Below are 23250 nucleotides of genomic sequence, written 5' to 3' on the forward strand. Positions count from 1 at the left end.
TTATTCCCCCTGACGCTGGTAGTCGTTACGCTGCGCGTTAGCGCGGCGTTGGTCCATGATATCGCTCTGATCGGCAGACGATGTTTTATTTGCACCGCTGTTGCCGCGCGATGTCGCAGGTGGCTGACGCAGAAGCGTATCCGCACCGCTGCGCTCGTTCTGTGCTGAGGACGCACTATTACCTTTCAGCATCTGGTCCAGCGGCAGAACCATCAGGTTACCGCCTTTGTCATTCACCAGCACTTTACGGGTATGACTCAGCACTTTTTCCATGGTTTCAATATACAGACGCTCGCGGGTAATTTCCGGGGCGGCTTTATATTCCGGCAGCATTTTGGCAAAGCGCGCCACTTCACCCTGTGCTTCTAACACGGTACGCGTTTTATAAGCGCGGGCCTCTTCAAGAATACGCTGCGCCGAACCGTTTGCACGCGGCTGTACTTCGTTGCTGTACGCTTCTGCTTCACGAATTGACTGCTGCTCGTTTTCACGGGCGGAGATTGCATCGTCAAATGCCGCCTGAACGGCTTCCGGCGGACGGGCTGCCTGGAAGTTAACGTCCAGCAGAGTGATCCCCATATTGTACGGACGAATCGTCTCTTCCAGCTCACGCTGAGTATCGCTACGAATAACGGTACGACCTTCGGTCAGAATACGGTCCATGGTGTACTTACCGATTACACCACGCAGGGCGCTGTCCGTTGCCTGACGCAGACTGTCGTCCGCACTGGTCACGCTGAACAGATAGCGACGCGGATCGGTAATTCGATACTGCACGTTCATTTCAACGCGCACCACGTTTTCATCAGAGGTCAGCATCACGCCGGAAGCGGCCAGTTCACGCACGGCTTCAACGTTAACGGCCGTCACGTCATCAATAAATGTCGGTTTCCAGTTCAGACCCGGCTCAACCAGATGACTGAACTTACCGAAACGCGTCACTACGCCACGCTCCGCTTCTTTGATGGTATAGAAACCACTGGCCGCCCAGAAAATAACCAGCGCCACAACGATAATACCGACAATGCGGCCACCCATTTGGGTGCGCGGGCCTTGTGGTGCCCCACCGCTATTGCCTTTTCCACCGCCGCCAAAACCGCCAAGCTTTTTACTTAGCTTGCGAAAGATATCGTCCAGATCGGGCGGTCCCTGTTCACGACCACCTTTATTTCCATTCCCACCGGGGTTGCCGCCAGGTTTATTGCTCCCCCAGGGGTCGCGGTCTTGTCCGTTATTACCGGGCTGGTTCCACGCCATGTCTGTACTCCATATTTGTTATTGCGGTGATATACCCGGCACACCTGTGCTGCAAATGTCCCGGGCATCCTCCAAAAGAGGGAAAATAGCTTCAGTCGGGTTAAATAATATAATCAACCAGAGCAGGTTCTTGTTTACAGAGGCGACGCCAGTCAACAATTGGCAGGCGAATTTGCAGACTGATACTGCCGTCGTCCTCTAACCACTCTTTTTCTATTGCCTGAAGCTGATAAAAACGGCTTCTCAGACGCCCTTCCTGCGGAGGTAGCCGTAGCGTGTGCTGGGCTATTTCACCGGAAAGCCGTTCAGTCAAAGCCTCAAAAAGCAGTGGTACGCCCGCTCCGGTCTGCGCGGAAAGCCAGACGCGGGTCGGTTTATTCTCTTCATCACGATCGATACGCGGCGCGAAATCGTCCAGCGCATCAATTTTGTTCATAACCAGTAGCGTGGGAATTTCGTGCGCGTCAATCTCTTCAAGCACCGTATTCACCGCATCTACGTTTTCCTGTACCCGAACATCCGCAGCATCAACAACGTGCAGCAACAGCGTCGCCTGACGCGTTTCCAGCAGCGTAGCTTTAAATGCCGCGACCAGATCGTGTGGTAAATGGCGGATAAACCCAACGGTGTCCGCCAGTACGGTTTCCCCGACATCGGCGACATCGATGCGGCGTAGCGTAGGGTCCAGCGTTGCGAAGAGTTGATCCGCTGCGTAAACCTGAGATTCTGTTATCTGATTAAACAACGTCGATTTCCCGGCGTTGGTATAACCGACTAATGAAACGGTCGGGATGTCGGCTTTAATACGCGATTGACGCCCCTGCTCACGTTGCTTCTCAACTTTCGCCAGCCGTGACTGGATCTGAACAATTCGATCGCGAAGTAAACGACGGTCGGTTTCGAGCTGGGTTTCACCCGGGCCGCGCAAACCTATCCCGCCTTTTTGCCTTTCAAGGTGCGTCCAGCCGCGCACAAGGCGTGTTGCCATATGGCGAAGCTGTGCCAGCTCGACCTGTAACTTACCCTCATGGGTACGGGCGCGCTGGGCAAAAATATCTAAGATGAGACCGGTACGGTCAATTACCCGGCACTCGCATAAGCGTTCCAGATTACGTTCCTGGGCCGGACTCAAGGCGTGATCAAACAGCACGACTGACGCTCCAGTCGCTTTTACGGCTTCCGCAATTTCAACTGCTTTACCTTCACCAACATAATACTTGGGGTGCGGTGCTTTACGGCTACCGGTAATCACCTGAATTGCTTCGACACCGGCGGAAGAGACCAGGGATTCAAACTCCTGTAAATCTTCCATATCTTTGTCTTGCGTAAAATAGATGTGTACCAGTACCGCCTGCTCACCGGCATCATAACGGTCAAACAAGCGTAAACCCTCATTAATGACCAGCGGGGAACCTGAAATTACAAGCTCCCCTGCCTGGAAAAACAGCGAATAACTTACTCGTTATCGTCACTGTCTTGCTGGGACGCAGAAGAACCCTGCGCGTTACTACCGTGATGGTAGTTGCTGCCAGTGCCACCGGTTGCATTGTTGCTATGATGGGATACTGGACGAGACGGAACAACGGTTGAAATGGCGTGCTTATACACCATCTGGCTGACCGTGTTTTTCAACAAAATCACGAACTGATCGAAGGATTCAATTTGACCTTGCAGCTTAATACCATTCACCAAATAAATAGAAACCGGAACGCGTTCCCGACGTAATGCGTTCAGGAACGGGTCTTGTAAAGATTGCCCCTTAGCCATTCTCTCTTTTCCTTATATGTATGCTTGTTTTGTACTTAGAACCTTACGATTCTGCAAATTGCGCACGATTCGACTCAATTGTACACATTCAATGAGCGTTAGCACCAACAACCTGTAACACCGCGTCGCGCGCCTGTTCCGGTTTTTCACTATCCAGCCAGTGAACCCCTTCCCACCCTCGCAACCAGGTTACCTGGCGTTTAGCTAACTGCCTCGTGGCGCAAACACCTCGATAAACCATTTCATCGTATGAAATCTCACCTTCAAGATAAGACCACATCTGGCGATATCCCACACAACGAATGGAAGGCATGTCCGTATGCAAATCTCCACGAGCAAAAAGCGCTCGCACTTCTGCTTCAAAATCTGAAGCTAACATCTGATGAAAACGCTGCTCAATGCGTTGATGGAGCAGTTCACGGCTCGCCGGGGCGATGGCAAACTGATGCACCTTGTAAGGCAGAGCCTCTCCTGACGTTTGCGTCAGTTCCGTTAAAGTTTTACCCGAAATGAAAAAAACTTCCAGTGCCCGGGAAAGTCTTTGCGGATCATTTGGATGAATACGCGCGGCTGAAACCGGATCTATCTCCTGGAGTTGCCGATGTAATGCGTCCCACCCCTGCTCTGCAGCCTGTTGTTCAATCGTAGCTCTGACCTGTGGGTCCGCTGAAGGCAGCGGCGATAGCCCTTCAAGTAACGCCTTGAAATACAACATCGTTCCGCCGACCAGCAGCGGAATACGGCCCGCTGCGATAATCTCTGCCATCTCGTTGAGCGCATCGCGACGAAAATCGGCCGCGGAATAGGACTGTGCAGGATCGAGAATGTCTAATAAGCGGTGCGGCGCAGCGCGGCGTTCTGCTGCGTCCGGCTTAGCGGTGCCGATATCCATCCCCCGATAGATAAGGGCGGAATCGACACTTATCAACTCTACTGGCAAAACTTTACGTAACTCAATCGCTAACGCGGTTTTACCGGAAGCTGTGGGTCCCATTAAAAAAATTGCCTGGGGTTGTTCTGCTTGTTTCACGTTACTCATCTTTCAGGGCGTTCATCGCCGTGTGTATCTCTACAGGTTGTAATAATCCGCCTGGCGGCGACACGACTAAATGGGGGCAAAGACGCTCAACGTCTGCCAGAACGGCGATAGCCTGCGCCATATTCCACTGGCTATGTTCACTTGCCAGATTACGCGCAAGCCATAACGCAATGTCATCCACAAGAAGTGTTGTGTGCTGCGCCAGGTAGCCTATCAGTTCAGAAATCAAGTTTTGTAAATTTTGTTGCCGTAAGGGTAAAGGCACGGCGCGAATTGTCACATATTGCGCATCTGATTGAAATTCAATCCCCAATTTTGCCAGTAACGCCTGCGCAGCATTGAGCGCGGCCATTTCGGACGAGGCGACTTTCAGACGCAGCGGAATGAGCAGCGGCTGGGCGCAAATCTCGTTTTTACCGGGGGTAAGCTGCGCCTGTCTCAGCCAGCGTTCTGCCACGCGCAGCGAGAGTAAATAGAGCCGGCCTTCCTGCTCCATCAGGGCATATTCGGCCTGTAAAATAGTTAGCACCCGGCCAAAACTCTGGCTGTGTCCTTCAAGTGCCGGGGCTGAGGGTTTCGGTTCCCGTGCTTCACGCGCAGGTGCAGGCGTTTGCAGAAGTTCGCGATACAGCGAGCCTTGCTTTTTCTGATAGCCCGGCTGGGCGCCAGGCCAGCCTGCCCCGCCCGCAGGTGCGGGAGAGCGTGCAGCAGGAGCCTCACGCGCCGGAGCCGGTTCGGCAAATTGATTCCGTCCGGCGGCGACACGGTTCTCCGGTATATGCCGTGGTGCAGGCGCGTGCTCTTCGGCCAGCGGAAGTGAGGCATCACTGTCCTGCTGGAAAACGCTCAGTACGCCCTGATAAATGAAATCGTGAACCAGCCGCGACTGATGAAAGCGCACCTCATGCTTGGCAGGATGGACGTTGACATCAACCTGATGCGGATCAATGTCCAGATAAAGGACAAACGCAGGCTGCTGATCGATTCCCAGCTTGTCTTCGCAGGCCTGACGAATAGCGTGATTGATCAGGCGGTCACGCATCATCCGTCCGTTAACATAGCTGTACTGGATCTCAGCCAGCGCCGCCGTCGTTCCCTGTGGTTTAGCCACCCAGCCGCGCAGCATCAGGTCGCCATGCTGCCACTCAATGGTCAGCGCCTGCTCAAGAAAAGCCGTTCCACAAATGGACCCCATCCGACGTTCTCGTGGCGAGTTGGGCTGTACGGCCCGATACTGGCGTACCATTTTACCGTTATGATTCAGGTTGATGGTGACGTCAAAACGCGCCAGGGCAATACGACGGATGATCTCGTCGATATGGTTAAATTCCGTTTTTTCCGTGCGCATGAATTTGCGCCGGGCGGGGGTATTGTAAAAGAGATCGAGGACTTCCAGCGTTGTCCCGACGGGGTGCGCAGCAGGTTTGACCGTCACGTCCATATCACGGCCTTCTGCGTAGGCCTGCCAGGCCTCCGTCTGCTCAGCGGTACGTGAGGTCAGGGTAAGACGCGAAACCGAACTGATACTGGCCAGCGCTTCACCACGAAACCCAAGACTGATAATCGCTTCCAGATCGTCAAGCGTCGTGATTTTACTGGTAGCGTGACGGGCCAGCGCCAGCGCCAGCTCCTCTTTTTTAATACCGCAGCCGTTATCGCGGATGCGAATTAACTTTGCACCGCCGCGCTCGATATCAATATCAATACGGGTTGCACCGGCATCAATGCTGTTCTCAACCAGCTCTTTCACTACCGACGCAGGGCGTTCAACCACCTCACCGGCGGCAATCTGGTTTGCAAGCTGCGGCGGCAGAACCTGAATCGGCATGAAATCTCCTTAGTTAAGTAGCATCCCACCTGGCGACGATGCGCTGGCAACTTGCCCGGCTCCGCTCTGCGGACCGGGCTGCATCGGATGCGTCTGGAAGTAAGTGCGCAGGCCCTGGTAAATCGCGTTGGCGAGCTGCTGCTGATAATCATCGCTGCCGAGCAGTCGCTCCTCACCGTTATTACTGATAAATCCGGTTTCCACCAGCACGGACGGAATATCCGGCGAGCGCAAAACGCCCAGGCTGGCATGCTCAGGACGTCGCTTATGCAGCGATCCAATACGCTGAAGCTGGCCGAGCATATTCACGGCGACATCATACCCGACGCGCTGTGAATGACCGAATTGTAAATCCAGTACCGCCTGGCTCAGATAGGGATCGGACTGGCTATTGGCAAGCACATCACCCGCGCCGCCGAGCAGCTCAGACTGTTTCTCGTGCTGCTCAAGCCAGCTTGCCATTTCACTGTTTGCCCTGCGGTTTGACAGCACCCATACCGATGCTCCTGTCGCGTCGCGATTGGGGGCGGCGTCAGCATGAATCGACACCAGGAAGTTGGCATTTTGCTGACGCGCTACGTCCGAGCGGCCCATCACCGAAATAAAGTAGTCGCCATCGCGGGTCAGCACCGCTTTAAACGCAGGATCGTTATTAAGCAAGGTACGTAATTTACGCGCGATAGCGATGGTGACATTTTTCTCACGCGTACCGCCCGGGCCAATCGCCCCGGGATCCTGTCCGCCATGCCCTGCATCAATGGCAATAATAATTTTCTCGCCCGGCGCGGTACGTGCACGCGTCGCAGGCCGCGTCACCGTATTACTGCTGGTAACGCTGGTTATACGATCGCTGTCTGTTTTAAACGGATTTTTCGCCGGTTGTGCTGGCTGTACCGGCTGTACCGGCTGTACCGGTCTATTTTGTGCCACAACAGGCGGTACGACACGCGGCTGTACCACTACTGGCGCAGGTGGCGGTGGTGGTGGCGCATCGGCATTGATGGTGAATACGACGGTATAATTCCCGCCGTTTTGCTGTTTCACGGCACGCGTTTTGCCATTTTGCGTGAGATCGACCACCAGCCGCAGCGACTGGTTATCTTTTGGCGTCCCTGACCGAATTGCTTTTACCAGGTTGTCACCGCTAAATTGTAACGGTAATCCCTGGATCACGCCGGTCTGCTTGATATCGAGCGCCACAGTACGATTGTTGTCCTGAGAAAAAGCATACTCGGGATCGCCGATAAAACTAAAGGTAATACGGGCCTGACGATCGCCATTAGAGACCTGGATATCAGACAGGTTTGCCGCGCCAGCCTGCGTGCACAGCAGAACCAACAGCGATACTAACCACTTATGCATACGATAAATCATCCCGTCACCCTTAAGGTTAACCGGCTACACGCGCCAGCAGCGAATTACCCGATGTAGAGACAGCAACAATACGCGCCTCACGACTCTGCGCCTGGTACTCCAGGTGTATTTCAATATCGGGTTCGGGCAGTACGCCCGTCCCTTGCTGCGGCCATTCCACCAGGCAAATTGCATCGCTGGTGAAATAATCGCGAATGCCCATAAACTCCAGCTCTTCCGGGTCGGCAAGACGATACAAATCAAAGTGATAAACCATCAGGCCGTCGAGCGTATAAGGCTCAACTAACGTATACGTTGGGCTTTTGACATTGCCGCGATGCCCCAGGGCCTGTAAAAAACCGCGGCTGAACGTGGTTTTACCGGCGCCAAGATCGCCATAAAGATAGATGACGGTTGCCCCCTGGCAGGCCTTAGCAATTCGGTCGCCAAGATCGAGGGTGGCTTGTTCGTCGGGTAAAGGAAGCACTTGATTAATCATGGTCTGGGTCAATCACATCCGGGTTAACAACACGCACAAGCGTGGAAAAAAGATCGGTAGCTAGCATGCCACGCGTACCGTAGCGCGCTGCCAGTTTATCAGCCGCAACACCGTGCGCCACACATCCCGCGCAGGCGGCCTCATACAGCGACAGCTTTTGCGCCAGCAGTGCGCCAATGATGCCGGACAGAACATCGCCCATGCCACCGCTGGCCATACCCGCGTTGCCCGCATCGACAATGCCCAGTGCACCTTCATGACTGGCTATCACCGTGCCTGCGCCCTTCAGCACGACCGTGCCACCATACTGTTTTACCAGACGCTGGGCAGAAAGTAAGCGATCGCTCTCAATTTCTGCCACGCTGGTATTTAACAACCGGGCAGCCTCGCCGGGATGCGGGGTCAGCAGGCGATTGTGACGTGTATCCGGATTGATTGCCAGCAGGTTCAGCGCATCCGCATCCCAGAGCATGAGTTTGCGAAAATTCTCAATTTTATGCAGCGCCTGCTGGCCCCATTTCTGTTGACCGAGGCCGGGACCCACCACAACAACGTCCGCCCATTGCAGGTTATCGTCAAGGTTCTCTGGCGTCAGTTCCTGCACCATCAGCTCCGGGCGTGCGGTGATGATGGGTGCAATATTCTCCTTACGAGTGAGTATTCGTACCAGCCCTGCACCGGCTCTTAACGCGGCCTCACCGGTCATACGGATAGCACCAGCCGTCCCGTGATCGCCACCAACGATCAGCAATTTGCCGTGATCGCCCTTATTCGAGGTGGGACGGCGCGGCTTCAGCCAGTGTGCCAGTTGAATACCGTCAAAACGAGCCCAGGGTGCTTCCTGACCGGCCAGCCACTTCTCCAGACCCAGCGCATGATAATGCAGCTTTCCAACGACATCGCGCGCGTTGCCAGTCAACAAACCCGGTTTAAGGGCAATAAACGTGAGCGTCATGGCGGCATTAATGACGGCCCCCGGCGTAGCGCCCGTCTGTGCCAGCAGACCGGAGGGAATATCCAGTGCCACAACGGGTGCCGGATGCGCGTTAGCATGATCGATCAGGGTCGCAGTCGCGTCGCGCGGGGCGCTACGCAGGCCGGTACCTGACAGGCCATCAACGATGATATCGATGCTTTCCGGCCATACCGCATCCAACGCATGAATTGTCCCACCCGCATTTAGCCAGGCGCGGCGCGCCGCTTCTGCCTCTTCCGGCAGCGGCCTGTGATTCTCCAGCGCGATCAGGCTGACCTGAATACCTGCCGCCTGTGCCAGCCTCGCAACAACATAGCCATCGCCACCGTTGTTACCGGTGCCGCAGAGGACAAGCCAGTGCCGGGAGAGAGGATATGCCTCACGGGCCAGGGTAAACGCCGCCTGCCCTGCGCGCTGCATTAATTCATATAATGTGACGCCGAGCGCATCTGCCCCCTCCTGCTCAAGACGCGGCAGCGCCTGCGCAGGCCAGACAGTGTGTGGTATACTGGCAGAGTTTGCCGTCATCTTATGGTCCGTCATGTCTCAGCCCCTCGATCTCAATCAGTTAGCGCAAAATATTAAACAATGGGGCACTGAACTCGGGTTTCAGCAGGTCGGAATTACCGACACCGATTTACGCGCCAGCGAGCCAAAACTTCAGGCGTGGCTCGATAAGCAATACCACGGCGAGATGGAGTGGATGGCGCGTCACGGTATGATGCGCGCTCGTCCGCATGAGCTTTTGCCCGGTACGCTACGCGTGATCAGCGTGAGAATGAACTATCTCCCCGCCAATGCTGCTTTCGCCCGCACGCTGAAAGATCCCTCTCTGGGTTACGTTAGCCGCTACGCGCTGGGGCGCGACTATCACAAGCTGTTACGCAACCGCTTAAAAAAGCTCGGGGAGAAAATCCAGCAACAGTGCGCGTCGCTGAATTTTAGACCTTTTGTCGATTCTGCGCCTCTACTTGAACGTCCGCTGGCAGAGAAAGCCGGGCTTGGATGGACAGGTAAGCACTCACTTATCCTTAGCCGCGATGCCGGGTCGTTTTTCTTTCTCGGCGAACTGCTGATCGACCTGCCGCTGCCCGTAGACAGCCCGGTAGAGGAAGGGTGCGGCCGCTGCGTGGCCTGTATGACCATTTGCCCCACCGGCGCGATTGTCGAACCTTACACGGTAGACGCCCGTCGCTGCATTTCTTACCTGACGATTGAACTGGAAGGGGCCATTCCTGAAGAATTCCGTCCGCTGATGGGTAACCGTATTTATGGCTGCGATGATTGCCAGCTTATCTGTCCGTGGAACCGCTATTCGCAACTTACCGAAGAAGAGGATTTTAGCCCGCGCAAATCTCTGCACGCGCCGGAGCTGATTGAATTATTTAGCTGGAGCGAAGCGTGGTTTTTAAAAGTGACTGAGGGATCGGCTATTCGCCGGATTGGTCATTTGCGCTGGCTGCGTAATATTGCCGTAGCGCTGGGAAATGCGCCGTGGGATGAAGCGAATATCCAGGCGCTGGAAACGCGCCGGGGTGAGCACCCACTTCTTGACGAACACATAGACTGGGCGATTGCGCAGCAAATTACGAAGCGAAATGACTGCGTTGTTGAAGTGCAATTACCGAAAAAACAGCGCCTGGTACGGGTGATTGAAAAAGGACTACCGCGCGATGCCTGATCCATTCACAGCTTGTGAATAAAATTAAAAACCTATTGATATTCAACACGCAAAAAATCGTCAAGCGATCTAATTAACATTTTGAAATATTATTTTTGGCATCTATTTCAAATAGTTAGATCGAAATAATTTACATGTTGAATATTTCGTGACAATGCGGCGTCAATAGCAGCCTGTGGATAAGTCTGTTTACAGAAGTTTGTCAGAAATAACAAATACCCCATTCAACGGGCGTTGCCGCTGTGGATAAAGTATTTTGTGAGTAAGAAATTTGGAGCGGGAAACGAGACTCGAACTCGCGACCCCGACCTTGGCAAGGTCGTGCTCTACCAACTGAGCTATTCCCGCTTAATCTGGTTTTTCAGGCTATCTTGTAGCGACCTGAAATCCTGTGATTAGGATGACATTCAAATTTGGAGCGGGAAACGAGACTCGAACTCGCGACCCCGACCTTGGCAAGGTCGTGCTCTACCAACTGAGCTATTCCCGCTTAATCTGGTTTTTCAGGCTATCTTATAGCGGCCTGAAATCCTGTGATTAGGATGGTATCAAATTTTGGAGCGGGAAACGAGACTCGAACTCGCGACCCCGACCTTGGCAAGGTCGTGCTCTACCAACTGAGCTATTCCCGCTCTGTGTAACGCTGCAATTTCTGCATCGGTACGGGAGGCGCATTATACGAGAAATCCTTTATGCTGCAAGCCTTCGCAGCGCAATTTTTAAATCTTTTTGATTAAGTGCTGTTTTTATCAGCAAAGCGTACAATTTAACGTCAGATATGGCGCTTCGCAAGCCAATCTGCCCGCATAGCGCCAACAGGCGTTTACAACTGGATAAAATGTTCGCGGTAGTAAGACAGCTCGGCCACCGATTCCCGGATATCATCCATTGCCTGATGAGTGCCCTGTTTGGTGAACCCTTTAAGGATTTCCGGCTTCCAGCGGCGCGCCAGCTCTTTCAGGGTGCTGACATCCAGATAGCGGTAATGGAAATAGGCTTCCAGTTCCGGCATATATTTAAATAAAAAGCGGCGATCCTGGCCAATACTGTTACCACAAATCGGCGATTTACCTGCCGGCACCCACTTCTGCAAGAAGGCGATCGTTTCCAGTTCGGCCGCTCTGTCATCAATCTGGCTGGTTTTCACCCGCTCAACCAGCCCGCTGCCGGTATGCGTACGCACGTTCCATTCATCCATTAACGCCAGTTGTTCTGCCGACTGATGCACCGCAATAGTCGGGCCTTCTGCAAGGATATTTAAATTCGCATCGGTCACCAGGGTGGCAATTTCGATGATACGATCGCGCTCGGGATCGAGCCCGGTCATTTCCAGATCGATCCAAATCAGGTTGTTTTCATCTGCACTCATGCTATTTTCCACCCATAATTTTATATTCAGGACTCGTCACCGGTATGATGCATGACGGGTCGGTAATCCTAATCGTTAGTATGTATCATAGAGGTTTTGCCCTTCACGGGCGACCAGGAGTCAGTACGATTGAGTAAAAATAAACTCTCCAAAGGTCAGCAGCGCCGCGTTAATGCCAATCATCAGCGCCGACTTAAGACGACGGCAGAGAAACCCGATTACGATGACAACCTGTTTGGCGAACCGTCAGAAGGCATCGTTATCAGCCGCTTTGGTATGCATGTCGATGTTGAATCTGCCGACGGTGAAACGCACCGCTGTAATATCCGCCGCACGATCCGTTCTCTGGTAACGGGCGACCGCGTGGTCTGGCGTCCCGGCAAAGCCGCGGCCGAAGGCGTTAACGTCAAAGGTATCGTTGAAGCCGTCCACGAGCGTACCTCCGTTTTGACGCGCCCGGACTTCTACGACGGCGTGAAACCAATTGCTGCCAACATTAACCAAATCGTGATTGTCTCGGCGATCCTGCCGGAATTATCCGTCAACATCATCGATCGCTATCTTGTCGCCTGCGAAACGCTGGATGTAGAACCTATCATCGTGCTCAATAAAATTGATTTGCTGGATGACGCTGGCCTGGCTTTTGTGAATGAGCAGATGGATATCTACCGCAATATTGGCTATCGGGTCCTGATGGTATCGAGTTATACCCAGGACGGTCTGAAGCCGCTGGAAGAAGCGCTTACCGACCGTATCAGCATCTTTGCGGGTCAGTCCGGGGTCGGTAAATCCAGCCTGCTGAACGCCCTGCTGGGATTGCCGGTTGAGATCCTGACAAACGATGTTTCTGATAACTCCGGTCTGGGTCAGCACACCACGACAGCCGCGCGCCTGTACCACTTCCCGCACGGCGGCGATGTCATTGACTCTCCGGGCGTACGTGAATTTGGCCTCTGGCATCTGGAGCCGGATCAGATCACCCACGGCTTTGTTGAGTTTCATGACTATCTGGGCCTGTGCAAATATCGTGATTGTAAGCACGATACCGATCCCGGCTGTGCGATCCGTGAAGCTGTTGAGCAGGGAAAAATCGCCGAGAGCCGTTTTGCCAATTATCACCGTATTCTGGAAACGATGGCGCAGGTAAAGACGCGTAAAAACTTTTCTGAAACCGATAACTGACATTTATGCTTAGCACCGCTAAAATCGTCCCCTTTTTTCATGTCCCTGCATACCAGGCGGGGACAGGAACGACAAAACAAAGGCCTGGAGGCTATCGTGTTAAACGATCTTAAACTTTCGCTGCAATATATCCTGCCGAAACTGTGGCTCACTCGCCTGGCGGGCTGGGGCGCAAGCAAACGCGCAGGCTGGCTGACGAAACTGGTTATCGATCTGTTCGTCAAATACTACAACGTCGATATGAAAGAGGCGCAGAAGCCTGATACCGCCAGCTATCGCACATTTAACGACTTCTTCGTCCGTCCGCTGCGCGACGAAGTGCGTCCGCTTAATACCGATCCCGCCGTCCTGGTAATGCCGGCTGACGGGGTGATCAGCCAGCTAGGCAAAATCGAAAACGATAAAATCCTGCAGGCCAAAGGCCATAACTATTCGCTGGAAGCGCTGCTGGCAGGCAATTATCTGTTAGCCGATCGTTTCCGTAACGGTTCATTTGTCACCACCTATCTTTCACCTCGCGATTATCACCGCGTCCACATGCCGTGTAACGGCATCCTGCGTGAAATGATTTATGTGCCGGGCGACCTGTTTTCGGTAAACCATCTGACGGCGCAAAATGTGCCTAATCTTTTTGCCCGAAATGAGCGCGTTATCTGTCTTTTCGACACGGAATTTGGCCCAATGGTGCAAATTCTGGTTGGCGCGACTATTGTAGGTAGCATTGAAACCGTCTGGGCTGGCACCATTACCCCGCCGCGTGAAGGGATCATTAAACGCTGGACCTGGCCGGAAGGCGAAAGTGAAGGCGCGGTTGCGCTGCTGAAAGGTCAGGAGATGGGCCGTTTTAAACTCGGCTCAACCGTGATTAACTTATTCGCCCCGGGTAAAGTGGATCTGGTCGACACGTTACACAGTCTGTCAGTCACAAAAATTGGTCAGCCGCTCGCCGTTTCAACGGAAGTGCTGGTCCAACCGGATGCGGAACCCGCGCCGCTGGCGGAAGAAGACGTCAACGCCGAGCTGGATGCCAGCCCGCTGGTTGACGATAAGCGAGACACTATTTAATTCAACATAAAGGGTTTTCCGTGCGCCTGATTATCACTTTTCTGATGGCCTGGTGCCTCAGTATGGGGGCGTACGCGGCGACGGCCCCCGATGCCAAACAGATAACCCAGGAGCTGGAGCAGGCAAAAGCGGCAAAACCCGCCCAGCCCGAAGCCATTGAGGCGCTCCAGTCTGCACTTAACGCGCTTGAGGAGCGAAATGGCTCCCTTGAGCGCGCGCAACAGTATCAGCAGGTTATCGATAACTTCCCCAAACTTTCGCAAACCCTGCGCGCTCAGCTTAATAGCCTGCGTGACGAGCCGCGTAGCGTTCCGGCTGGCATGTCGACCGATGCGCTTAATCAGGAAATTCTTCAGGTCAGCAGTCAGCTTCTGGATAAAAGCCGCGAGGCGCAGCAGGAGCAGGAGCGTGCGCGTGACATTGCTGATTCTCTCAATCAACTTCCTCAACAGCAGACCGACGCTCGCCGTCAGCTTAATGAGGTCGAGCGCCGGGCAGGTACGCAAAGTGGCAACGCCGCACTAAGTCAGGCACAAAATCTGGCTGTGCAGGCGGAATCGGCAAAACTGAAAGCGCTAATTGATGAGCTGGAGCTGGCACAGTTATCGGCAAATAATCGCCAGGAGCTGTCACGTCTGCGTTCTGCGCTGGCCCAAAAGCAAAGTGAGCAACTGGATGCCTGGCTACAAACCCTGCGTAATCAGGTTAATAGCCAGCGCCAGCGCGAAGCAGAAAAGGCGCTGGAAAGTACCGAACTGCTGGCTGAAAACAGCGGTAACCTGCCGCCGGATATCGTCAGGCAATTTGCCGTCAACCGCGATCTGTCTCAGGCGTTAAATCAGCAAGCGCAGCGTATGGACCTGGTGGCCTCCCAGCAGCGCCAGGCTACCAACCAGACGCTTCAGGTTCGCCAGGCGCTTAACACGCTGCGCGAGCAGGCCCAGTGGCTCGGTATGTCGAATATGTTGGGTGATGCCTTGCGTGCGCAGGTGGCACGCCTGCCGGAAATGCCCAAACCGCAGCAGCTTGATACCGAAATGGCCCAGTTGCGCGTCCACCGGATGCGTTATGAGGATTTACTGAATAAACAGGCTCAGCTACGCCAGACGCAGCAGGCCGACGGCCAGCCGCTGACCGCCGAACAACGTCGGATACTTGAGGCGCAACTGCGCACCCAGCGTGAATTGCTCTCGTCTCTGTTGCAGGGCGGGGATACCCTGATCCTTGAGCTGACCAAACTGAAAGTGGCCAACAGCCAGCTTGAAGATGCGCTGAAAGAGGTTAATGAAGCGACCCATCGCTACCTGTTCTGGACAGCAGATGTCAATCCTCTGACCATTTCCTGGCCGCTCGAAGTTGTGCAGGATTTACGCCGTCTGATCTCGCTGGATACAGTTAGTCAACTGGGTAAAGCCAGCATTATGATGCTGACCAGCAAAGAGACGCTCTTACCGCTGTTTGCCGCGCTGGTACTGGTGGGCTTTAGTATCTACTCGCGTCGGCATTTTACCCGCTTTCTGGAACGCTCTGCCTCTCGCGTTGGCAAAGTCACGCAGGATCACTTTTGGCTGACGTTACGTACGGTATTCTGGTCGATTCTGGTCGCCTCACCGTTACCGGTACTGTGGGCAACGCTGGGGTACGGGTTGCGCGAAGCGTGGCCTTATCCGCTGGCCGTGGCCATTGGTAACGGTGTCACTGCCACTGTACCGCTGCTATGGGTGGTGATGATTTGTGCCACCTTTGCCCGTCCAACCGGCCTGTTTGTCGTCCACTTTGGCTGGCCGCGTAACCGTGTTGCCCGCGCCATGCGCTATTACCTGATGAGTATTGGACTGATTGTGCCGCTGATCATGGCGCTGATCATGTTTGATAATCTTAACGATCGGGAATTTTCTGCCTCGCTGGGCCGTCTGTGTTTCATGCTGATTTGCGGCGCGCTGGCGATAGTGACCCTTAGCCTGAAACGCGCCGGTATCCCGCTGTACGTCGACAAAGAGGGTAACAGCGACAATATGGTCAACAGCATGTTGTGGAACATGATGATGGGCGCGCCGCTGATAGCTATTCTTGCCGCCGCAGTGGGATATCTGGCCACTGCGCAGGCGCTGCTGGCGCGTCTGGAAACCTCAGTCGCTATCTGGTTCCTGCTGCTGGTGGTTTACCATATCATTCGCCGCTGGATGCTGATTCAGCGACGTCGTCTGGCCTTTGATCGTGCCCGACACCGCCGGGCGGAGATCCTTGCTCAGCGTGCGCGCGGCGAAGAAGATGCGCCTCATGCCACCAGCCTGGAAGGGGCGGTCGAAATCGATGAAAGCGAGCTGGATTTAGATGCGATCAGTACCCAGTCGCTGCGGCTGGTGCGCTCGATCCTGATGTTAATTGCCCTGCTCTCGGTGATCGTTCTGTGGTCAGAAATTCACTCGGCGTTTGGTTTCCTCGAAAATATCACGCTGTGGGATGCGACCTCCACGCTTCAGGGCGTGGAAAGTATTGAGCCAATTACTCTCGGCGCGGTACTGATTGCGATTCTGGTGTTTATTATTACCACACAGCTGGTACGCAACCTGCCTGCCCTGCTTGAACTGGCGCTACTACAGCATCTGGAACTTGCGCCCGGCACCGGCTATGCCATTACGACCATCACAAAATACTTGTTAATGCTGGTGGGCGGCCTGGTCGGCTTCTCGATGATCGGTATTGAGTGGTCGAAACTACAATGGCTGGTGGCTGCATTAGGTCTGGGGCTGGGCTTTGGTTTACAGGAAATTTTTGCCAACTTTATCTCCGGCCTGATTATTCTGTTTGAGAAGCCGATCCGTATTGGCGACACGGTAACCATTCGCGATCTGACCGGCAGCATCACTAAAATCAATACCCGTGCGACGACCATCAGCGACTGGGATCGCAAAGAGATCATCGTGCCGAATAAAGCGTTCATCACCGAGCAGTTTATCAACTGGTCGCTGTCGGACTCGGTGACCCGTGTGGTACTTACCATTCCAGCCCCGTCGGAGGCGAACAGTGAGGAAGTTACTCAAATTCTGCTGACCGCTGCCCAGCGCTGCTCGCTGGTGATTGATAATCCGCCGCCGGAGGTATTTCTGGTCGATCTCCAGCAGGGTATTCAAATCTTTGAACTACGTATCTATGCGGCCGAAATGGGCCACCGGATGCCGCTGCGTCACGAAATCCACCAGCTGATTCTGGCGGGCTTCCGCGAGCACGGGATTGATATGCCGTTCCCGCCGTTCCAGATGCGGCTCGAGACGTTGGCAGGTCGGCAAACCGGACGCACATTAAGCTCTGCGGGGAGAGGAACGCGTCCGGCAGGAAGCGTTTAGCTCATCTTTAGTAAGCCTGCCTGACCACAGGCAGGCTTACTGACCTCTCATCCTATTCATTAATTTTCCTGAACATTTTAAGATTTGCTAAAGAGTCATTTCAGCGAGGCGTTATTGGCCGTCGCTTAATTACCCTATAAGCTGCTCCCGCAAAGGCCGGGACATCATCTGACCCTACGATATTCCTGCCATGCAGTGCCACAAGGACGCCACTCTACCTGCAAGGTAAAAAGGAATGAATACTCTCTCAATGCGTGACCAGGCGATGCGAATCAGCGTCGCCGCTCGACAGGCAGCCGTACTGCCCTCCGGCTGTAAAGCCTGCCAGCGTCAAGGGCTGGCTATCTTCCCGCTGCGTATTGCTGCGATCACCCGCCGTACCGCACCCTCATGGCAACCTGATGTTCCCACTCAAACCAGTCAGTTGACCGGCGGTGAATATAAATATGCATTGCGTACACTGCGTGAAGGGTATCTCTACGTGCTGCTTGATGAAATTGTCTGGCAGGCTTATCAGGTCACCGCTGAGGGACACATGCGTGCATTTTGTTACCAGAACAGACCGGAAGGTGAGCGCGTAGAGCTGCTGAGCCGGGCCTGCCGGGAGATCAACCATGATATTACGGCAAGTTTTATCAACATTGATCCCGAATGGAACCATGCCGAGATAGCGTTTAGCAGCGATCCGTGGAGCAAGGAAGTGCTGGCAGCCTACCTGAAAAAACGCCCGGAAGGCCGCTTTACGCATATCGACCTGAAAGCATTTAGGCAATCACCGCAGAGTCAGAAACGCGGGATGGCGCTGGATTACAGCCTCTCCTCATTAACCGAAAATGTAACCGAATTTCGTACAGGTTTCTCCCCACAGCCGGGGTTTGCCGTGGGTACCTGCGAGCACGTCGCACGAGGCGGAATGCACGGTTTTTATCCGCGGATAGATCAGGATAAAATGCATGCCATGCGCAGTAAAGTTGGGCAGATTATCGCCAAATATGGCACTGCCGGGGCTGTCATTCTGGATGATGCCGTTGGGGTCATTCAGGAACTTAACTATGGTCGCCTGCAACTTATCGAGGACTGCCACGCCTGGACCTCCCGCACAGATATTCGTCATCAGCATATGACTTCTCAAGCTATTTCTCATACCTTTAAAATCGTGCAGGAGGCTATTAATAACAATAGCCAGCCTGAGTATGGCCGTCCGGATTCAGGCTATCCCGTGGCGATGCAGCAGACCACTACTGCCGCAGACGTTGCCACCAGAAATACCGCCTTTGAATTTGCCCGACTAAATGCATGTTATAACGAATCGGCTCGCCTCGAATTCGAGACAAAATATAAGAGCTGTGTTGGTGGCTGGCAGGAAAAAATTTCGGCGATCGACCGCGATCTGGCCGCATGCTACTCAGGACGGGCATGGCAAATCGCGATGAATCATGACTATGCCCCGCAAAAAAATAATCGCGACTGGCTTCTGCACATGAAAACACTGTCAGTTTGCCTGCAGGGGGGGCCTCTCGAGCACAGCGATAATGTCTGGCTGGAGTGGATGAAGAAGCCCGACTCACCGGCTTATGTCGGCTTGCTGGGGCTAAATCATACTCAGAATGCGGCTATTTTTGACGGCATAGCGGGTATAAATGAATTGCAGACAGCGAAAGCCATGCAGGAACTGGCTCCCGATACCGCTGCCATTCTTGACGGCGCGGCAGGCTACTCTTATCTGAAAACAGCGGGCGCATCTGATGAGTTTGCCAGCTTCCTGAAACTGGATGATGTTCAGTTACTGGTCACGGGGCGCATCGCAGCACTGAGCGCCGCTTACAGTCGACTTCAAAGCAAGCTGGATATTGCCACGCGGAATGGTTACAGCCGCATATTGCAGGGTTCGGCTTATAGCATTACCGGCGAGACCGTTCATCTTCTGGAGATGGAGACAACCCTCAAACGCTTTCAGCGACTGGTAAATCTCCACCCCAATTCCTGGTCAACCCTTTCCGTTGCCCGCAATAGCGCGGCATTCGGCGGCGACTTTATGCCGGGAGAGACAGGATTTGCTGCTGCGACAGGCGGCCTTATAAACATCACTGACGAAAAGTTGCTGAACCTGCCGTTGACCATTCGTATAACGACCACCGATCTTCAGGCAACGGCCGCATTAGAGGCACTTCCTGACAACACCTCACTACCAGAGAAAATATCAGCCATGCATGGCCTGCGCGTGTCCTCGGTCTCGCTAAAAGGCAATCTCAATGCACCGATCGCTGTCCCCCCAGAGACGCTGCTGACTGAGCGCAATCGTCGTTTTCTCAGCGGTAACAGCGTGGGACTGGTGCTTTCAGCGGTCATGCTGGGCCTGCAAATCAGCGACTGGCAGCACAATTCTGACAATCTCGCTCAGGCCGTCGGCAACCATACCGATGCCTCGATGACCCTGGCCATCAATCGTTTGATGGTGCTGAGCGCGGCGTCAGAAATCGGTGGATTCAGCCATATGCTGATGACCCGGATGAGCTGGCAGGCGCTGGACGATTCGGGATTTGTGCATCCGCTGATAAAAGCGGGCGGGATTATTGCCGGGGCGGCTGCGGTTATCGATGGGATACGGATGTTTATTCAGTCTTTTAGCTCGTATAAATCAGGAGACACGTTGTCTTCCGGATTATATTTGTTCGGTAGTATTAGTACCATTGCTGGCGGCACTCTAGGCGTTATCAGTTCCTGGAACGGCGTTTTTGCCCTTACCGGTATGGCAGGCCTCGGTGCGCTCCTGATATTAGTCGGAGCCGGAATTGCCTATGCCGCCGAACAATATCGCAGCACGCCGCTGGAAGTTTGGCTACGCTGCAGCTGTTTTGGCAAAAATCGCCATGACAGTGATATGGTCTGGCATGCCAACGTCAAAGAAGACTTGCCCCGCATGCTTGAAGCCTGGTACGCCGTGATTTCAGGCACGGTGGCAGAAATTGCATTCAGTGCGCCGATGATTATTTACGGCGAATATTATCGTGAAGTGAAAATTAAGCTGGTACTCCCCGGCTATAAAGACGGGATATCTGCTTTACAGTACACCCTGGCGTCCGGTGATATGGAACTGACGTCAGTCTCCCTGAACGTTGCCCAACAGCCAGACACTACCCGTATTCATCCCCGCTGTACCAATCCGCAAAGCACGCGAATCGTCACTGACGAGGCCGTCATTATGCTGATTTGTATCAGCATAAGAGAGTCGCAATGTCCATCCGCTGCGCTGAGCGTGCATTTTTGGCCGGATGTCACCAATGCGCAGTATCGGGAAAGTTTAATAGTTATGGCTGAGTGGTAGGTTAACAGTGCAGAAAACAATGAAAAACCATAAGCTTCCTCCGATCACCGCACAGGAGCTGGCCGATATTGAGCAGGCCAGACGCAGCCGCCCTGCCCGGTCGATACTGTATCCGCAGGCCGACTACTGGGAGGAAGATCTGCCGGGTCGGGAAGAAAAGCAGAGCTATAAACCTCAGCTTATCCGGGTCACGAAAATGAACGGCACCTGGATGGAAATTCCCTGCTATACCAATAAATCATGGGGTGTACTGTGGTTCTTAATATTCATGCTAACAGCTGTCATAGCTATATATATTTGTGGAGGAATTTCTTTTGAAATGCTTCTTAGTTTACCCTTTCTTTTAATGCTTTCCTTCGCGCTTTTTATTTTTTCTTCATTTTGGTTATTTGCGTGGCGAGAAGTCGTATTTAGCCCACGCTCAACCCCCATCCGCTTTAACCGCAAGCGACAAAAAGTCTACGTGTATGAGTTCCAGCGCAGATGGAATCCGTGGGCCCGCTGGCCCGTGGTGGTGAAGGTTTTTGACTGGGAGGATGTGTATGGCGAGCGCCATTTCTGGCCAGGCCGCTATACCTTCGGCAGCCAGCTGGTCTGCGCCGTCTGCAGTCCCGGGACCCGCCAGGTGCTGCACCGCTTTCCGGTCACGCGGGTGGTCGGCGATATCCGCATGATTTGGGCCGAGTGGAGCCACATTTGCCAGTATATGCAGGGCCGCAAAGTCCCCGCCACGCCGATGTTCTCTGCCCGGCCATTTAGCTGGACGCCGGAAGAGTATCAGTATTGCTGGCCGGACGATCTGGATCGCGAATCGATGACAGCCCCCGATAAATGCTCAAATAAAACGGGGTAGTGCCCGGCAGGTCTCCCTGCCGGACGCTTTTACACTTATCCAACAGCCCGCTCAGGCTGCTTAGCCATTCTGCAACGATAGTTCTCATAAATCGCCGTAGCCAGCAGCGAAAAGAAGATCGGCCCGCCGAGCATCCACATTGCGCGGCTCCAGTCACCTGCTTCAATCACAGGCTGAACGACCGTGAAGATGTTGGCGAAAGTGACAATCAGCACCACAATGCCGGTTGCCAGAAACGTGCTGGTACGATTTTTGAAAATAATAAACGGGCGATCCAGCCCCTGACGCGCTTTGAAGAAAGGAAAGGCCAGCGCGAGGAACAGGTACGGCAGCGTCATGGACACATTCGCCATCAGCGTCAATTTGTCATAAAACGCGGACGCGGTATCGCCGCCGAAAGACACCAGCAGGATAAACAGGCAGACCAGCGTACATTGCATCCACATCGCATTGGCAGGCATACCGCCCTGATTCAGACGCGTCATTTTTGCCGGCCATAGCGCTTTTGGCGTGCCCTGAATAATGGCTTTCAACGGCGAGTAAATCAGGGTAAAAAATGCGCCGGTATAGGCGAGGAACATCGACAGACCGGTGATCCGGGCAAACCAGATCCCCATGATTGCTGCACTTTCCGGCGACAAATGCATGGCTTGACCCAATGTTGCGCCGAGGCTGTTCATCAGGATATACGTAATATTGCCCAGATTGGTGCTGCTGTTGTTGAGGACCTGCTGCCAGTTGGTGCTCACGCCCCACAAGAATATCGCCAGCGAATAGCCAACAGAAATAATGATTGCCGCAAAAATGATCCCTTTGGCAAAGTTCTTTTCAGGCTTCTCGGTTTTATCCACCAGCCCGCCGACCGCTTCAATGCCGCCAAACGCAAAGATAGCAAACACCACAAAAGAGAGCATCGCCAGCCCGGATTGATAATGCGGGTTAGGTGAGGTAACAAAATTAATCCCTTGCGCAAAATGGCCGCCGTTTAAGCACAGGATCGTAATGCTTACCAGCAGGAGAACCAGGTTAAGGCACATAACGGAGATACCGCCTACTGCGGTGATGCGGGCGATTTTATTAATGCCTTTTGAGGCCACAGAGGTGACAACCAGCATCCAGAATACCGCCAGAATGCCTACAACCTGCGTCGAACTCAGGCCGGCGAAGGACCCTATCTGCGTTTTATCGGAGCCAAAAAGAAACGTCGACAGCGGTACCCACACTTTGGCAGCCGTACTGACCATCCAGACGACGTAGGATGAAAACCACATGAATGTACCAATAAACGCATAGCGCGGACCTACGCTATCGTTCATCCACGAGTAGATCCCACCCTCCTCTTTGCGATACGCCGAACCCATTTCCGCCATCATTAGCGCAAAAGGAATAAAGAAGAACAGGGCGGAGAGAATATAAAACGGCGTGGCGCTGTAGCCCATCAAAAGATATGCAGAAGGACTATTGGCAAAGCCGAAAACAGACGTAAATATCATCAGGACAAGCCCGGTCAGGCTCATCTTTTTTATTGTATGACTCATAAAACCATCCATAGGGTATAAAGCAGCGGCGGATGGTAGCAGAAGGCCAGACAACTATTGTGACTTAAAAGGGCATGCCAGAAAGCGCGCGCGTGAAGCGCAACAATGGCTGTTTTAATAACGGGAAAGGTCTATTTCCACGACACTGGCCCTCCGCCAGGGAGGGCCAAC

General features: G+C 53.7%; 16 protein-coding genes and 3 tRNA genes. 6 read left to right on the forward strand and 13 right to left on the reverse strand.

Features of this window, described 5'->3' with window-relative positions:
* The 8 genes from hflK to nnr form a co-directional block, all read right to left on the reverse strand.
* A complete protein-coding gene (gene hflK, locus AC791_RS03015; RefSeq protein WP_049839000.1) occupies positions 1-1257 on the reverse strand; it encodes an FtsH protease activity modulator HflK in 1257 nt (418 codons plus the stop codon).
* A 100-nt stretch (positions 1258-1357) separates the two neighbouring features.
* On the reverse strand, positions 1358-2638 hold the full coding sequence (hflX, locus tag AC791_RS03020) for a ribosome rescue GTPase HflX (RefSeq protein WP_049839001.1): 1281 nt from the start codon (positions 2636-2638) through the stop codon (positions 1358-1360).
* Positions 2639-2712: 74 nt separating this feature from the next.
* Positions 2713-3024 carry an RNA chaperone Hfq gene (gene hfq / locus AC791_RS03025; RefSeq protein WP_049839002.1) on the reverse strand — a complete coding sequence of 104 codons (312 nt, stop codon included), beginning with the start codon at positions 3022-3024 and terminating at the stop codon, positions 2713-2715.
* A gap of 88 nt (positions 3025-3112) precedes the next feature.
* Positions 3113-4018: a tRNA (adenosine(37)-N6)-dimethylallyltransferase MiaA gene (miaA, locus tag AC791_RS03030; RefSeq protein WP_416202286.1), complete on the reverse strand. Its 906-nt coding sequence runs from the start codon at positions 4016-4018 to the stop codon at positions 3113-3115.
* Positions 4019-4055: 37 nt separating this feature from the next.
* Positions 4056-5891 (reverse strand): DNA mismatch repair endonuclease MutL, encoded by a 1836-nt coding sequence (gene mutL / locus AC791_RS03035; protein WP_049839004.1) that lies wholly within the window; start codon positions 5889-5891, stop codon positions 4056-4058.
* A 9-nt stretch (positions 5892-5900) separates the two neighbouring features.
* On the reverse strand, positions 5901-7265 hold the full coding sequence (gene amiB, locus AC791_RS03040; protein WP_049839005.1) for an N-acetylmuramoyl-L-alanine amidase AmiB: 1365 nt from the start codon (positions 7263-7265) through the stop codon (positions 5901-5903).
* A 16-nt stretch (positions 7266-7281) separates the two neighbouring features.
* Positions 7282-7743 (reverse strand): tRNA (adenosine(37)-N6)-threonylcarbamoyltransferase complex ATPase subunit type 1 TsaE, encoded by a 462-nt coding sequence (gene tsaE, locus AC791_RS03045; RefSeq protein ID WP_049839006.1) that lies wholly within the window; start codon positions 7741-7743, stop codon positions 7282-7284.
* Entirely contained in the window at positions 7736-9262 is a 1527-nt protein-coding gene (gene nnr / locus AC791_RS03050; RefSeq protein ID WP_049839007.1) for a bifunctional ADP-dependent NAD(P)H-hydrate dehydratase/NAD(P)H-hydrate epimerase, read from the reverse strand. Before nnr ends, tsaE begins: the two co-directional genes overlap by 8 nt.
* Between nnr and queG the strand changes: the two genes are divergently transcribed.
* Positions 9261-10400 (forward strand): tRNA epoxyqueuosine(34) reductase QueG, encoded by a 1140-nt coding sequence (gene queG / locus AC791_RS03055; RefSeq protein ID WP_049839008.1) that lies wholly within the window; start codon positions 9261-9263, stop codon positions 10398-10400. The two genes, nnr and queG, sit on opposite strands and share 2 nt — an antisense overlap.
* Positions 10401-10672: 272 nt before the next feature.
* Here the strand turns inward: queG and AC791_RS03060 are convergent.
* The 4 genes from AC791_RS03060 to orn form a co-directional block, all read right to left on the reverse strand.
* Positions 10673-10748 (reverse strand) — tRNA-Gly (locus AC791_RS03060).
* A 66-nt stretch (positions 10749-10814) separates the two neighbouring features.
* Positions 10815-10890, reverse strand: a tRNA-Gly gene (locus AC791_RS03065).
* A 66-nt stretch (positions 10891-10956) separates the two neighbouring features.
* A tRNA-Gly gene (locus AC791_RS03070) sits at positions 10957-11032 on the reverse strand.
* Between the two features lie 191 nt (positions 11033-11223).
* Positions 11224-11769 (reverse strand): oligoribonuclease, encoded by a 546-nt coding sequence (orn, locus tag AC791_RS03075; RefSeq protein WP_049839009.1) that lies wholly within the window; start codon positions 11767-11769, stop codon positions 11224-11226.
* A gap of 129 nt (positions 11770-11898) precedes the next feature.
* Between orn and rsgA the strand changes: the two genes are divergently transcribed.
* The 5 genes from rsgA to AC791_RS03100 all read left to right on the forward strand — a co-directional run bounded on the left by rsgA (position 11899) and on the right by AC791_RS03100 (position 21541).
* On the forward strand, positions 11899-12951 hold the full coding sequence (rsgA, locus tag AC791_RS03080) for a small ribosomal subunit biogenesis GTPase RsgA (RefSeq protein WP_049839010.1): 1053 nt from the start codon (positions 11899-11901) through the stop codon (positions 12949-12951).
* A 96-nt stretch (positions 12952-13047) separates the two neighbouring features.
* Positions 13048-14016 carry an archaetidylserine decarboxylase gene (asd, locus tag AC791_RS03085; RefSeq protein ID WP_049839011.1) on the forward strand — a complete coding sequence of 323 codons (969 nt, stop codon included), beginning with the start codon at positions 13048-13050 and terminating at the stop codon, positions 14014-14016.
* 20 nt (positions 14017-14036) lie between these two features.
* Positions 14037-17363 (forward strand): miniconductance mechanosensitive channel MscM, encoded by a 3327-nt coding sequence (mscM, locus tag AC791_RS03090; RefSeq protein WP_049839012.1) that lies wholly within the window; start codon positions 14037-14039, stop codon positions 17361-17363.
* Between the two features lie 235 nt (positions 17364-17598).
* Positions 17599-20688 (forward strand): T6SS effector BTH_I2691 family protein, encoded by a 3090-nt coding sequence (locus tag AC791_RS03095; RefSeq protein ID WP_148677740.1) that lies wholly within the window; start codon positions 17599-17601, stop codon positions 20686-20688.
* Positions 20689-20707: 19 nt separating this feature from the next.
* Complete coding sequence (locus tag AC791_RS03100) at positions 20708-21541, forward strand: DUF6708 domain-containing protein (protein ID WP_228136867.1); 834 nt, start codon at positions 20708-20710, stop codon at positions 21539-21541.
* Between the two features lie 35 nt (positions 21542-21576).
* On the opposite strand, the gene yjeM is transcribed toward AC791_RS03100, so the two are convergent.
* Complete coding sequence (yjeM, locus tag AC791_RS03105) at positions 21577-23079, reverse strand: glutamate/gamma-aminobutyrate family transporter YjeM (RefSeq protein WP_049839014.1); 1503 nt, start codon at positions 23077-23079, stop codon at positions 21577-21579.
* Positions 23080-23250: the final 171 nt, after the last annotated feature.

Origin of the sequence: Klebsiella sp. RIT-PI-d (assembly GCF_001187865.1) — a bacterium.
Classification (GTDB): Bacteria; Pseudomonadota; Gammaproteobacteria; order Enterobacterales; family Enterobacteriaceae; genus Superficieibacter.

What these genes read in the sequence shown, in the direction of transcription:
- hflK (WP_049839000.1), bottom strand. Translation starts at nt 1,257, where the DNA reads ATGGCGTGGAACCAGCCCGGTAATAACGGACAAGACCGCGACCCCTGG.
- hfq (WP_049839002.1), bottom strand. Translation starts at nt 3,024, where the DNA reads ATGGCTAAGGGGCAATCTTTACAAGACCCGTTCCTGAACGCATTACGT.
- miaA (WP_416202286.1), bottom strand. Translation starts at nt 4,018, where the DNA reads ATGGGACCCACAGCTTCCGGTAAAACCGCGTTAGCGATTGAGTTACGT.
- mutL (WP_049839004.1), bottom strand. Translation starts at nt 5,891, where the DNA reads ATGCCGATTCAGGTTCTGCCGCCGCAGCTTGCAAACCAGATTGCCGCC.
- amiB (WP_049839005.1), bottom strand. Translation starts at nt 7,265, where the DNA reads ATGATTTATCGTATGCATAAGTGGTTAGTATCGCTGTTGGTTCTGCTG.
- tsaE (WP_049839006.1), bottom strand. Translation starts at nt 7,743, where the DNA reads ATGATTAATCAAGTGCTTCCTTTACCCGACGAACAAGCCACCCTCGAT.
- queG (WP_049839008.1), top strand. Translation starts at nt 9,261, where the DNA reads ATGTCTCAGCCCCTCGATCTCAATCAGTTAGCGCAAAATATTAAACAA.
- nnr (WP_049839007.1), bottom strand. Translation starts at nt 9,262, where the DNA reads ATGACGGACCATAAGATGACGGCAAACTCTGCCAGTATACCACACACT.
- orn (WP_049839009.1), bottom strand. Translation starts at nt 11,769, where the DNA reads ATGAGTGCAGATGAAAACAACCTGATTTGGATCGATCTGGAAATGACC.
- AC791_RS03095 (WP_148677740.1), top strand. Translation starts at nt 17,599, where the DNA reads ATGAATACTCTCTCAATGCGTGACCAGGCGATGCGAATCAGCGTCGCC.
- AC791_RS03100 (WP_228136867.1), top strand. Translation starts at nt 20,708, where the DNA reads ATGAAAAACCATAAGCTTCCTCCGATCACCGCACAGGAGCTGGCCGAT.
- yjeM (WP_049839014.1), bottom strand. Translation starts at nt 23,079, where the DNA reads ATGAGTCATACAATAAAAAAGATGAGCCTGACCGGGCTTGTCCTGATG.